Raw genomic sequence first — 12562 nt, 5'->3', positions numbered from 1 at the left:
CCATGACGGACATCATCAAGCTCACGGCCGCCGAGACCGCCGAGAAGATCGCCTCCGGCGAGCTCACGGCCGTCGAGGTCACCGAGGCCCACCTCGCCCGCATCGAGGCCGTCGACGAGAAGGTGCACGCCTTCCTCCACGTCGACCGCGAGGGCGCTCTCGCCCAGGCCCGCGCCGTGGACGCCAAGCGCGAGCGCGGCGAGAAGCTCGGCCCGCTGGCCGGCGTGCCCCTCGCCCTCAAGGACATCTTCACCACCGAGGGCGTGCCCACGACCGTCGGTTCGAAGATCCTGGAGGGCTGGATCCCGCCGTACGACGCGACGGTCACCAAGAAGCTCAAGGCCGCCGACGTCGTCATCCTCGGCAAGACCAACATGGACGAGTTCGCCATGGGGTCCTCGACCGAGAACAGCGCCTTCGGGCCGACCGGCAACCCCTGGGACCTGACGAAGATCCCCGGCGGCTCGGGTGGCGGTTCCTCCGCCGCGCTCGCCTCCTTCCAGGCGCCCCTCGCCATCGGCACCGACACCGGCGGCTCCATCCGGCAGCCCGCCGCCGTCACCGGCACGGTCGGTGTGAAGCCGACGTACGGCGGGGTGTCCCGCTACGGCATGGTGGCGTTCTCCTCCTCCCTCGACCAGGGCGGGCCCTGCGCCCGTACGGTCCTGGACGCGGCCCTGCTGCACGAGGTGATCGCCGGGCACGACCCGCTCGACTCCACCTCCATCGACGCCCCGGTCCCGCCGGTCGTCGAGGCCGCCCGCAACGGCAGCGTCGAGGGCATGCGCGTCGGCGTCGTCAAGCAGTTCCGCGGCGAGGGCTACCAGGCCGGCGTCATCCAGCGGTTCGACGAGTCCGTCGCGCTGCTCAGGGAACTGGGCGCCGAGATCGTCGAGCTGGACTGCCCGTCCTTCGACCTGGCGCTGTCGGCGTACTACCTGATCGCACCGTCCGAGTGCTCCTCCAACCTCGCCCGCTTCGACGGTCTGCGCTACGGCCTGCGCGTCGGCGACGACGGCGGCCACTCGGCGGAGGAGGTCACCTCGATCACCCGCGAGGCCGGCTTCGGCCCCGAGGTCAAGCGCCGCATCATGCTCGGCACGTACGCGCTCAGCTCCGGCTACTACGACGCGTACTACGGAAGCGCCCAGAAGGTCCGCACGCTCATCAAGCAGGACTTCGACAAGGCGTTCGAGCAGGTGGACGTGATCGTCTCCCCGACGACCCCGACCACCGCCTTCCCGATCGGCGAGCGCGCCGACGACCCGATGGCGATGTACCTCGCCGACCTGTGCACCATCCCGACCAACCTGGCCGGCAACGCGGCCATGTCGCTGCCCTGCGGTCTCGCGCCGGAGGACAACCTGCCGGTCGGCCTGCAGATCATCGCCCCGGTCATGAAGGACGACCGCCTCTACAAGGTGGGTGCCGCCGTCGAGGCCGCCTTCGTGCAAAAGTGGGGCCACCCGCTGCTCGAGGAGGCTCCGTCGCTGTGAGTGCACTGACCAAGGCCAAGGGCTTCAAGAAGTCCAAGTCCGGCCTGTACGTGTCGATGGCCACGTCCGCGTTCGGCGTGATCGGCGTGGTCAAGCAGATCAAGAGGGCGCGTAGCGAGAGCGACACGCTGCGGCTGGTCGACGCCATCGTCACCGGCGCCGCGGTCGTCACCAACCTCGCCATCCTCTACCGCGAGGTGAAGCGCCTCGGCGACGACGACGTCCTGCTGGGCTGAGAGGGAAGTTTTCACCGTGACCACCACGACCGACCTGGTGTCGTACGAGGACGCGCTCGCGACCTACGACCCCGTCATGGGCCTCGAGGTCCATGTCGAACTCGGCACCAAGACCAAGATGTTCTGCGGCTGTTCGACCGCGCTGGGCGCCGAGCCGAACACCCAGACCTGCCCCACCTGCCTCGGCCTGCCCGGCTCGCTGCCGGTCGTCAACGCGACCGGCGTCGAGTCCGCGATCAAGATCGGTCTCGCGCTGAACTGCGAGATCGCCGAGTGGTGCCGCTTCGCCCGGAAAAACTACTTCTATCCGGACATGCCGAAGAACTTCCAGACCTCCCAGTACGACGAGCCGATCGCCTTCAACGGCTACCTCGACGTACAGCTGGAGGACGGCGAGACCTTCCGCGTGGAGATCGAGCGCGCCCACATGGAGGAGGACACCGGCAAGTCGACGCACGTCGGCGGCGCCACGGGCCGTATCCACGGCGCGTCCCACTCCCTGCTGGACTACAACCGCGCCGGCATCCCGCTCATCGAGATCGTCACCAAGCCGATCGTCGGTGCCGGGGAGCGTGCTCCCGAGGTGGCGAAGGCGTACGTCCGTGAGCTGCGCGAGCTCATCAAGGCGCTCGGCGTCTCCGAGGCCCGCATGGAGATGGGCCAGATGCGCTGCGACGTCAACCTGTCGCTGATGCCGAAGGGCGCCGACAAGTTCGGCACCCGCAGCGAGACCAAGAACGTCAACTCGCTGCGGTCCGTCGAGCGCGCCTGCCGTTACGAGATCCAGCGCCACGCCGCCGTGCTGAACGGCGGTGGCTCGGTGATCCAGGAGACCCGCCACTTCCACGAGGACACCGGCACCACGACGTCCGGCCGGACGAAGGAAGAAGCCGAGGACTACCGGTACTTCCCGGAGCCCGACCTCGTCCCGGTCGCCCCGTCCCGCGAGTGGGTCGAGGAACTGCGCGCCGGCCTGCCCGAGCTGCCGCTGGTGCGCCGCAACCGGCTGCGCGAGGAGTGGGGCGTGTCCGGTACTGATATGCAGGCGATCCTCAACGCCGGCGCGCTGGAGCTGATCGTCGCCACGATCGACGCCGGCGCCGACGCGGCGTCCGCCCGCAAGTGGTGGATGGGCGAGCTCGCCCGCAGCGCCAACGAGTCGGGCAAGGCGCTCGACGAGCTGGCCATCACACCGCAGCAGGTCGCCCGGGTCACCGAGCTGGTGGCCTCCGGCGACCTGAACGACAAGCTGGCCCGCCAGGTCATCGAGGGCGTCCTCGCGGGCGAGGGCACCCCGGACGAGGTCGTCGACAAGCGCGGCCTGAAGGTCGTCTCCGACGAGGGCGCGCTCACCGCCGCCGTCGACGAGGCCATCGCCGGCAACCCGGCCGTCGCGGACAAGATCCGCGGCGGCAAGGTGGCCGCGGCGGGCGCCCTGGTCGGCGCGGTCATGAAGGCGACCCGCGGGCAGGCCGACGCGGCGCGCGTCAAGGAACTGATCCTGGAGAAGCTCGGCGTCAGCGAGGGCTGACCCTCGCCTCTGTCAGGGGGATGCACCGTCCGGTGCATCCCCCTCGGTGTTCCCGCGCGTACCCCCCGCGTCTCCGCTCTCCCCGCAGGAGGCGCTACGCTCCCGCGCCATGAGTGGACGTTCTGATTCCGACACGCACCCGAAGAGAGCCGAGGTCACGGACTCAGAGACCACCGAGATCGCGGACGCGAAGGCCACCGAGGTCGCGGACCCGGAGGCTGCAGAAGCCACCCAGGCCACCGAGGCCAAGGACGCTGAGGCGGAGGATCTGCGGGACGACGCGGACCCGGCGCAGGACGCCCGGCAGGCCCGCTGGACGGCGGCCGGGAGCGGTGTGCTCCTGGCCCTCGCGGGCCTGGCCGCCGCGCTGCTGCGTCTGACCGGCTCCGCTCCCGCCCTGGTCCCCGTCGCCTACGCCTGCGGGGCCGCCGTCTGCGCCCTCGCCGCCGTCCTGGGTTCCCGGGGCCGCACCCGGCGGGCGCTGTGGCTGCTGATCGCCGGGGTGATGGTGATGGCGCTGGGCGACCAGTTCGACTGAGCGACACAGTGGGCCTTTCTGTCCAGTGAGGTTCCTCCCACCTGGTGTGAACAAGCCCACGAACACGACAAACGATCACGTTCGCCTGCAAGAGTGGCCGAGCATCGCTCATGCGTTCTTTGCGGGCCGTTCAGCTCATGGACGACTGTTCCCGGCAAAAGATCCACAATCGGTACCACTGGGAGCTCGTTCGTGGCAGCCCTCGCACGCTGGTGTGTCCAACGCCGTCTGGTCGCCGTACTGCTCTGGCTCCTGGTGTTCGCCGGGGTCACCGCCGCCGCGTCCGTCGCGGGCTCCGCGTACTCCAACGACTACAAGATCCCCGGCACCGAGTCCGGCCGCGCCACCCAGCTGCTGCACGACGGCTTCCCCGGCCTCGGCGGCGACAGCGACACCGTCGTCTGGCACACCGCGTCCGGCACCGTCCGCGCCGCCGACGTCGAGCAGACGATGACGCGCACCCTGGACCGGATCGAGCACCTGCCCGGCGTGGCCGCCGTGACCAGCCCCTACGAAGACGCCCACGGCGCGGGCCGGATCAGCGGGGACGGCCGCACGGCGTACGCCACGGTCACCTTCGAGGACCAGGCCCAGGACATCGACAGGGCCGAGGCCGAGGCCGTCGTCGACACCGCCAAGGCCGCCGAGGGCGACGGACTGCGGGTGGAGCTCGGCGGCAGCGCCATAGGGCTCACCGAATCATCCGGCGGACACCTCGCCGAGGTCGTCGGCGTGGTCGTCGCCGCGGTCGTGCTCTTCCTCGCCTTCGGCTCCCTCGCGGCCTCGCTGCTGCCCATCGCCACCGCGCTGGTCGGCGTCGGCACCGCCTACGCCGGGATCGTGCTGCTCGGCCATGCCATGACCGTCGCCGACTTCGCGCCCATGCTCGGCATGCTCATCGGGCTCGGCGTCGGCATCGACTACGCGCTGTTCATCGTCACCCGACACCGACGCGGCCTGAAACGCGGCCTGTCCGTCACCGAGGCCGCCACGAACGCCGTCGCCACCACGGGACGCGCGGTCGTCTTCGCCGGTGCGACGGTGTGCATAGCCCTGCTGGGCATGCTGATCCTGCGGCTCGGCTTCCTCAACGGCGTCGCCGTCGCCGCGTCGCTCACCGTGGTGCTGTCGGTCGGGGCCTCCGTGACCCTGTTGCCCGCCCTGCTGTCCCTCATCGGCATGCGCGCCCTGAGCCGCCGCGAGCGGCGCCGCCTGGCCGCGCACGGGCCGGAGCCGGAGCTGCCCACCGGGTTCGCCGCCCGCTGGTCGGCCTTCGTGGAGCGCCACCCCAAGGTGCTCGGTGCCGTCGCCCTGGTCGTCATGGCCGTCCTCGCGCTGCCCACGTTCTCCCTGCGCCTGGGCACCTCCGACCAGGGCAACGACCCCGAGACGGCCACCACCCGCCAGGCCTACGACCTGCTCGCCGACGGCTTCGGCCCGGGTGTGAACGGGCCCCTCACCCTCGTCACCGAGGTGCGGGGCGCCGAGGACCGGCTGGTCCTGGACAACCTCGACGCGGCCCTCCGCTCCACCGAGGGCGTCGCGTCGGTCACGCCGGTCACGTTCGGCTCCGGGGGCGACACCGCGTACCTCACCGTCGTACCGGAGTCCTCGCCGCAGTCGCAGCGGACCAGCGACCTCGTCGACCGGCTGCGCTCCGAGGTGCTGCCGCGCGCCGAGGCGGGCACCTCGCTGGACGTGCAGGTCGGTGGCGTGACGGCCGGCTACGACGACTTCGCCGACGTCATCGTCGGTAAGCTGCCCGTCTTCGTCGGCGTCGTCATCGGCCTGGGCTGTCTGCTGCTCCTGCTGGCCTTCCGGTCCATCGGCATACCGTTGAAGGCCGCCGCGATGAACGTCGCCGCCGTCGCCGCCGCCTTCGGCGTGGTCGTCGCGATCTTCCAGTGGGGCTGGGGCAGCGAACCGCTCGGCCTCGGCAGCGCCGGCCCCATCGAACCCTTCCTGCCCGTGATCATGGTGTCGGTGCTCTTCGGGCTCTCCATGGACTACCAGGTGTTCCTGGTCAGCCGGATGTACGAGGAGTGGCTGGCGACCGGCGACAACCGGCGGGCCGTCCGGGTCGGCGTCGCCGAGACCAGCCGGGTCATCAACTCCGCCGCCGTGATCATGATCTCGGTCTTCCTCGCCTTCGTGCTCAGCGGCGACCGCGTGATCGCCATGTTCGGCATCGCGCTCGCCTCCGCCGTCGCCCTGGACGCCTTCGTCCTGCGTACGCTCCTCGTGCCCGCCCTGATGCACCTGCTCGGCGGCGCCAACTGGTGGCTGCCCCGCTGGCTCGACCAGCGTCTGCCGCGCATCAGCATCGAGCCGCCCGAGTCCCGTGCCGGCCATGAGAGGCTGGCCGCCGCGACGGACGCCGAGGTGGCGGACGTCCTGGCGGAGGAGGAGCGCAGGCGGGATGTACGCGATACCACTGGGTGACGACGGCGCCGAGCTCAGGCCCCTGGAGCCCTGGCACGCCGAGGAGTTCCTCGCGCACCTGGACCGGGGGAGGGAGTTCATCAACCAGTACGTCCCCTTCGGCTCCCAGGCCAAGGACGTGGCCGGTGCCCGCGAGGTGCTTCAGCGTTACGCGGACCTGCGCGCCGCCGACACCGGGTCGCTGCACGGCCTGTGGCTGCGGGGCAAGCTCGTCGGCGGCGTGCTGTTCCTCAACTTCAGTGCCGAGCGCGGCACCTGCGAGGTCGGCTGCTGGCTGGAACCGGCCGCCGCGGGGCGGGGACTGGTCACGCGGGCCATGCGCGTCCTCATCGACTGGGCGGTCGACGAGCGCGGCATCCACCGGGTGGAGTGGCAGGCCGCATCCGGCAACGGACCGAGCCTCAACGTGGCACGCCGGCTCGGTATGACCCGTGACGGGGTGCTGCGGCAGAGTTTCCCCCACCGGGGCGTCCGTCACGACATCGAGGTGTGGTCGGTGCTCGCTCCCGAGTGGCGCGCCGCACGGGAGCGTGCGGCTCATGACGCTCGTTGACGATCATTAAGGAACCTCTCAGAGAGCGTCCGTACGGTGCCGGGCATGGGAACCAGGACAGTGGACGAGACCGGGGCCGCCGAGGCCGGGACCGACGAGAAGGCGGTGGACACCACCGCGTCCGGCAAGACCACCGAGAGCACCGAGACCACCGACGGCACGACGGAGCCCACCGCGAGCACGGGGACCACCGGGACGGCCGGGACCGAGCCCGCGGTAGGCGAGGAGCATCCCTCCGGTGTCGGACAGGGCGCCGGGGCCGTCGTCTCCGTGGCGCTCGGCCTCGTCTCGCTCACCGGTGGCTGGGTCGGCACCGTGGCCGCCGCCCGCGAGACCCTCATCGGCCAGCTGCAGACGGCGTCGAACGCGGGTGTCGGCAAGCAGATCAAAGAGGTGTACGGCGACGCCTGGCACACGAGCGCGCTGTGGGCCGGCCTGTTCGCGCTCAGCGCGCTGATCGCCGGCGTCGTGGTGCTCGTCCGGCCCGCGTTCGGGGCGCCCGGCCGGCCACAGGCCCCGTGGATCAGGTCCGTCGCCTGGGCGGGCGTCTCGCTCGGCGTCATCGGCCTGCTCCTGGCCGTCCTGAAGTACACCGACGTCCTGCTCGGGCTGCCCTCCACGAGCTGAATCACCGCAGGTGCCGAGGGGCCTTAGGGTCTTCGTGAGCACCTTACGGAGCCCCTGAGGCCCCTCACACGCGTCTAAGGCCCCGGCCGCCGCCGAAGATGCGGAACTCTCCCGATGTGGGGGACCCGCCCGGCGGAGGAAGGTGGAGGCATCGCGGCCGGTGAAGCCGCACATCCACCTCTCACCAGGAGACGCCGTGTACGAGTACGAGCTCCAGCAGTCCCGTTCCGCCGACCTCATCCGCCGCGCCGAGCACGAGCGGCTGGTCCGCGAGGCCGTCCGGGCCCGGCGTGCCGCCCGCCGTGAAGCGGCTCGACGCGCCCCCGAGGCCGAGAGCCATACCCGCCGCTTCCGCCGGGACCGGTTCGCCCGGACGGCGTGACCGCCCGGGCGGGGGAGGACGGCCGCACGGGGGGCGGTCGTCCCGCCGGACGCACCGGCGGGGCGCCCGCCCTCGCCGTCGTCCCGTCGGGTCTCCCCCGGAAATCCGGTGCCGTCGTGCCGGTGCCGCGTGCCATGCTCGGGACCGTGGAGACCAGGTCCGTCAGTCCCGTGTTCGTCGGCCGCGGCGACGAGTTGGACGCCTTGCACGAGGCGCTCGCCCGCGCCGGGGGCACCTCCCGGGCGCCCGGCGCCGGCGGGGAGCCGCAGGCGTTGCTGATCGGCGGCGAGGCCGGCGTCGGAAAGACCCGCCTCGTCGAGGAGTTCGCCGCCGCGGCCCGCCACCGGGGCGCTCTCGTCGCGCTCGGCGGCTGCGTCGAGATCGGCGCGGACGGGCTGCCCTTCGCCCCGTTCTCCACCGCGCTGCGGGCCCTGCGCCGCGAACTGCCCGGCGAACTCGCCGCCGCGGCCGCCGGCCAGGAGGACGAACTCGCCCGGCTGCTGCCCGAGTTCGGCACGACCGCGGCCCGCGACGCGGCCCGCGACGACGAGGAGGGCATGGCCCGCCTCTTCGAGCTCACCGCCCGTCTGCTGGAGCGCGTCGCCGCCGACCGCACCGTCGTCCTCGTGCTGGAGGACCTGCACTGGGCGGACGCCTCCACCCGCCACCTGCTCGCCTACCTCGTCCGCACGCTGCGCACCGGCCGCCTCGTCGTCCTCGCGACCTACCGCTCCGACGACATCCACCGCCGCCACCCCCTGCGGCCCCTGCTCGCCGAACTCGACCGGCTGCGCACGGTCCGCCGATTGGAACTGGCCCGTTTCACCCGCGAGGAAGTCGGCCTCCAGATCGCCGGCATCCTCGCCCGGGAACCCCACCCGGACCAGGTCGACGAGATCTTCGAACGCTCCGACGGCAACGCCTTCTTCGTCGAGGAACTCGCCGTCGCCGCCCACCAGGGCTGCCGCACCGGCCTCACCGACACCCTGCGCGACCTGCTGCTGGTACGCGTCGAGGCCCTGCCGGAGAGCGCCCAGCGGATCGCCCGGATCGTCGCCGAGGGCGGCTCCACCGTGGAGTACCGGCTGCTGGCCGCCGCCGCCCGGCTCGCCGAGGACGACCTCATCGAGGCGCTGCGGGCCGCCGTGAACGCCAACATCCTCCTCGCAGCACCCGGCGGCGACGGCTACCGCTTCCGCCACTCCCTGGTCCGCGAGGCCGTCAGCGACGACCTGCTGCCCGGCGAGCGCTCCCGCCTCAACCGCCGCTACGCCGAGGCGCTGGAGGCCGACCCGACGCTGGTGCCGGCCGACGAGCGGGTCATGCGCCTGGCCAGCTACTGGTACCACGCCCACGACGCCGCCAAGGCCCTGCCCGCCGTCCTGGACGCCTCCGTCGAGGCCCGCCGCCGCCACGCCTACTCCGAGCAACTGCGGCTGCTGGAACGGGCTATGGAGCTGTGGGACGCCGTCCCCGCCGACGTCCGGCAGACCCTGCGCCCGGCCGACTACACCGAGGTCTGCCCTCCCACCCGGCCTGAACGGCGTGGGGGGACCTCCGGCGACCGCGACCCGTCCACCACCCCGCTGCGCTACCTCGACCTGATGGCCGAGGCCGCCGTCGCCGGACGGCTGTGCGGGGAACGCGAACGCGCCCTGAAGATCACCAAGCGGGCCCTGCGCCTGCTGGACGAGGAACCGGACCCGGTGCGCGCGGCCTGGTTCTGGGTGCAGCGCTCCCGGCTCACCCAGGCCCTGTCCCGCGGCGACGGCTGGGCCGAACTCGGCACCGCGCAGGACCTGGTGCGCGGCCTGCCGCCGTCCGCGGTGCACGCCGAGGTCCTCGCCATGGTCGCGGGCTGGTCGATGCTGCACAGGCCGGGCCCCGAGGCGATGGCCGCCGCCGAACGCGCCGTCGAGTACGCGCGCATGGTCGGTGCCCACGACATCGAGCTGAACGCTCGTCTCACCCTCGGCGGCCTCATGGTCGACGCGGGCGCCGTCGAGACCGGCCTCGCCGAGATGCACGAGGTCAAGGACCGGGCGGCGCGACTCGGCGCGACGGGAGTGCTCAGCCGCAGCTACATCAACCTGCCCTCGGCACTGGAGGGCGTCGGCCGGTCCAAGGAGGCGGTCGGCATCCTCCAGGAGGGTGTCCGGCTCACCCGCAGGTTCGGCCGGCTGGACTCCGACGGCTGGGTGTGGGGCAACCTCGCCGAGTCGCTGCACTCGCTCGGCCGCTGGCAGGAGGCCGCCGAGGCCGCCGCCAACGCCCAGCGCACGGAACAGAGCGCCAAGCCGCGCACCGGCGGTCTGATGCGCCTGGCCCACCTCGCCTTCGACCGGGGCGACCTGGCCGAGGCCGGCCGCCATCTGAACGCCGCCCGGTCCTGCTTCGGCACCCACGACCCCATGCCGCAGTACACCCTGCCGATGAGCTGCGTCGCCATCGGCCTGTCCGCGGCCGAGGGCCGCCTCGGCGACGCCCGCGCCGAGCTGCGCACCGTCCTGGCCGCCGGTTTCCCGCCCGGCGTCCAGCGCTACGCCTGGCCGCTGCTGGTCACCGCCGCGACCGCCGAGGCCGACGCCCTGGGCCACCCGGCCACCGAACACGAGCGCCCGGAGATCCTCGACGGGATCCGGGAGGCCGCGAAGACGCTGGCGACCGGAGCGCCCGTGTGGTGCGCGTACGACCAGTGGCTGCGCGCCGAACTGCTGCGGGCGCAGGGCCGATCCTCGGTGGAGGAGTGGTCCGAGGCCGTCACCGCCGCGGAGCCCCTGGAGCGGCCCTACGATCTCGCGCGCGTCCGGTTCCGGCTCGCCGAGGCGCTGCTGGCCTCCGGTGGGGGCGAGGACGAACGGGCCCGCGCCACGGAACTGCTCCGCCTGGCCCGGGCCGCCGCCGAGCACCTCGGTGCCCGCCCGCTCGCCGACGCCGCCGCACGACTGGCCCAACGGGGCCGCCTCCCCCTGGGCCGGGGCCCGGAGGAGGAGCCGGCCCTCAGCCCGGCCCACCCCGGCGAGGCCCTCGGTCTGACCAGCCGGGAACACGACGTCCTGCGCCTGGTCGCCGCCGGCCGCACCAACCGGCAGATCGCCGAGGAACTCTTCATCTCCCCGAAGACCGCCAGCGTCCACGTCTCCCACATCCTCGCCAAGCTCGGTGTCTCGGGCCGCGGCGAGGCGGCTGCGGTGGCGCACCGGGTGGGGCTGTTTTCGGCCGAGACGCTCACCCCCCGGATCGCAGGCCAGAGGCTTACGCTGTAAGGGATGCCGCGGCCGAGGGAGGCCTTCGTGTTCAACGCTTTCGAGGAACTGTTCGCACCCGGCCGCAGACACACCCGCGACGAGCAGAACCGGCTGGAGCTGACCCGGGAGGACGTCGGGGACGGCGACCCGGGACGCGGTCCGATAGACCTGTCGTCCGGCAAGGTCGTCGTACGTCCGCCCGCCCAGGAGCCGGAGCATGAGGCCGACGGAAACGCGACAGCGCAGCCGGCGACGGCCGATCCGGGGGAGGCCGGGCCAGGCGAGGACTGAGCGCCGGGCTACTTCACCCGCACCTCCAGGATCCGGTCGTCGCCGTCCTCGGGGTTGCCCCGGCCGTCGGTGTTGCTGGTCGTCAGCCACAGCCTGTCGCCGCCCGCCGGGACCACCGTGCGCAGCCGGCCGTACTCGCCCTCCAGGAAGGCCTGCGGTTCCGCCGAGGCCTCCGTGCCCTTCAGCGGGACGCGCCACAGGCGCTGGCCGCGCAGGCCCGCCATCCAGACCGAGCCCTCGGCATAGGCGATCCCGCTGGGCGAGGCCTCCTCCGTCGTCCACTGGGCTATCGGGTTGTGGAAGTCCGACTCGTCGGACCGGCCCTCGGCCTGCGGCCAGCCGTAGTTGTCGCCCGGCTTGATCGCGTTCAGCTCGTCCCAGGTGTTCTGCCCGAACTCGGAGGCGAACAGACGCTGCCGGGTGTCCCAGGCCAGACCCTGCACATTGCGGTGGCCGTAGGAGTAGACGGGGGAGTCGGGGAAGGGGTTGCCGGGCGCCGGTTCACCCTCCGGCGTCAGGCGCAGGATCTTGCCGCCCGGGGACCGCCGGTCCTGGGACAGGCCCGTGTCGCCGCTCTCGCCCGTGCCCACGTACAGCATCTTGTCGGGGCCGAACGCGATGCGGCCGCCGTTGTGGATCACGCCCTTCGGGATGCCCCGGAAGATCGTGTCCGGCGCGCCCAGCTGCTCACCGGAGGGTTTCTTCTCGTCGTACAGCATCCGCACGACGCGGTTGTCGGAGGCCGAGGTGAAGTACGCGTAGACCATGTGGTCCGAGGCGTAGTCCGGGGAGAGCGCGACGCCGAGCAGGCCGCCCTCGCCGGCCGGGGAGACCCCCGGCACCTCGCCCAGCTCGGTCTTCCTGCCCGTCCTGTCGTCGACCCGGACGATCGTCCCGTCGTCCCGGGAGGAGACGAGCAGGTCGCCGTCCGGCAGCGGGGCCAGGCCCCAGGGGGTGCTCAGGCCCGTGGCGACGGTGCGGAGCACCTGCACCGAGCCCTTGGCGGGCGGGGCGTCCTCGCCGGCCCGTTGCGAGGGTTCCGGCTGCCCGGTCGTCCGGCTCGTGGGCGCGTTCCCGGCGCCGCCCGACGATCCCCCGTCGCCGGAGGAGCAGCCGGCCGTCAGCAGGAGCGTGGCGGCGGCCAACACGGCCGTCACTGCTCGACGTTGCACGATCTTGGTCCCTTCGACGCGGCGGGTTCTTCTTGTCTTACACCGC

General features: G+C 72.5%; 11 protein-coding genes. 10 read left to right on the top strand and 1 reads right to left on the bottom strand.

The features are described 5' to 3' along the window. The first annotated feature begins 2 nt into the window (after positions 1-2). The 10 genes from gatA to ACFPZJ_RS34270 all read left to right on the top strand — a co-directional run bounded on the left by gatA (position 3) and on the right by ACFPZJ_RS34270 (position 11344). Entirely contained in the window at positions 3-1496 is a 1494-nt protein-coding gene (gene gatA, locus ACFPZJ_RS34315; RefSeq protein WP_381029960.1) for an Asp-tRNA(Asn)/Glu-tRNA(Gln) amidotransferase subunit GatA, read from the top strand. Beyond that, complete coding sequence (locus tag ACFPZJ_RS34310) at positions 1493-1732, top strand: hypothetical protein (RefSeq protein WP_381029957.1); 240 nt, start codon at positions 1493-1495, stop codon at positions 1730-1732. Before gatA ends, ACFPZJ_RS34310 begins: the two co-directional genes overlap by 4 nt. Positions 1733-1748: 16 nt before the next feature. Next, on the top strand, positions 1749-3263 hold the full coding sequence (gatB, locus tag ACFPZJ_RS34305) for an Asp-tRNA(Asn)/Glu-tRNA(Gln) amidotransferase subunit GatB (protein WP_381029955.1): 1515 nt from the start codon (positions 1749-1751) through the stop codon (positions 3261-3263). 109 nt (positions 3264-3372) lie between these two features. After that, positions 3373-3801: a hypothetical protein gene (locus ACFPZJ_RS34300; protein ID WP_381029952.1), complete on the top strand. Its 429-nt coding sequence runs from the start codon at positions 3373-3375 to the stop codon at positions 3799-3801. Between the two features lie 192 nt (positions 3802-3993). Beyond that, positions 3994-6243, top strand: coding sequence for an MMPL family transporter (locus tag ACFPZJ_RS34295; RefSeq protein WP_381029949.1), 2250 nt, complete (start codon positions 3994-3996; stop codon positions 6241-6243). Continuing rightward, entirely contained in the window at positions 6221-6796 is a 576-nt protein-coding gene (locus ACFPZJ_RS34290; protein WP_381029947.1) for a GNAT family N-acetyltransferase, read from the top strand. The genes ACFPZJ_RS34295 and ACFPZJ_RS34290 overlap by 23 nt, the downstream gene beginning before the upstream one ends. 45 nt (positions 6797-6841) lie before the next feature. Then, positions 6842-7423 carry a hypothetical protein gene (locus tag ACFPZJ_RS34285; protein WP_381029944.1) on the top strand — a complete coding sequence of 194 codons (582 nt, stop codon included), beginning with the start codon at positions 6842-6844 and terminating at the stop codon, positions 7421-7423. 196 nt (positions 7424-7619) lie between these two features. Continuing rightward, on the top strand, positions 7620-7805 hold the full coding sequence (locus ACFPZJ_RS34280; protein ID WP_381029941.1) for a hypothetical protein: 186 nt from the start codon (positions 7620-7622) through the stop codon (positions 7803-7805). A 134-nt stretch (positions 7806-7939) separates the two neighbouring features. After that, entirely contained in the window at positions 7940-11071 is a 3132-nt protein-coding gene (locus ACFPZJ_RS34275; RefSeq protein ID WP_381030086.1) for a helix-turn-helix transcriptional regulator, read from the top strand. 27 nt (positions 11072-11098) lie between these two features. Further along, positions 11099-11344 (top strand): DUF6191 domain-containing protein, encoded by a 246-nt coding sequence (locus ACFPZJ_RS34270; RefSeq protein WP_381029938.1) that lies wholly within the window; start codon positions 11099-11101, stop codon positions 11342-11344. Between the two features lie 8 nt (positions 11345-11352). Here ACFPZJ_RS34270 and ACFPZJ_RS34265 read toward each other — a convergent pair whose 3' ends face one another. Then, on the bottom strand, positions 11353-12501 hold the full coding sequence (locus ACFPZJ_RS34265) for a PQQ-dependent sugar dehydrogenase (protein ID WP_381029935.1): 1149 nt from the start codon (positions 12499-12501) through the stop codon (positions 11353-11355). Between the last annotated feature and the right edge of the window lie 61 nt (positions 12502-12562).

The sequence above is a fragment of the Streptomyces bullii genome (assembly GCF_042657145.1).
GTDB classification, from domain to species: domain Bacteria; phylum Actinomycetota; class Actinomycetes; order Streptomycetales; family Streptomycetaceae; genus Streptomyces; species Streptomyces bullii.
This window is presented reverse-complemented; position numbering and strand designations above follow the sequence as displayed.

Bases quoted from the DNA above. Each gene is read 5' to 3' on its own strand.
- gatA (WP_381029960.1), top strand. From the start codon at position 3: ATGACGGACATCATCAAGCTCACGGCCGCCGAGACCGCCGAGAAGATC.
- ACFPZJ_RS34300 (WP_381029952.1), top strand. From the start codon at position 3,373: ATGAGTGGACGTTCTGATTCCGACACGCACCCGAAGAGAGCCGAGGTC.
- ACFPZJ_RS34290 (WP_381029947.1), top strand. From the start codon at position 6,221: ATGTACGCGATACCACTGGGTGACGACGGCGCCGAGCTCAGGCCCCTG.
- ACFPZJ_RS34285 (WP_381029944.1), top strand. From the start codon at position 6,842: ATGGGAACCAGGACAGTGGACGAGACCGGGGCCGCCGAGGCCGGGACC.
- ACFPZJ_RS34275 (WP_381030086.1), top strand. From the start codon at position 7,940: ATGCTCGGGACCGTGGAGACCAGGTCCGTCAGTCCCGTGTTCGTCGGC.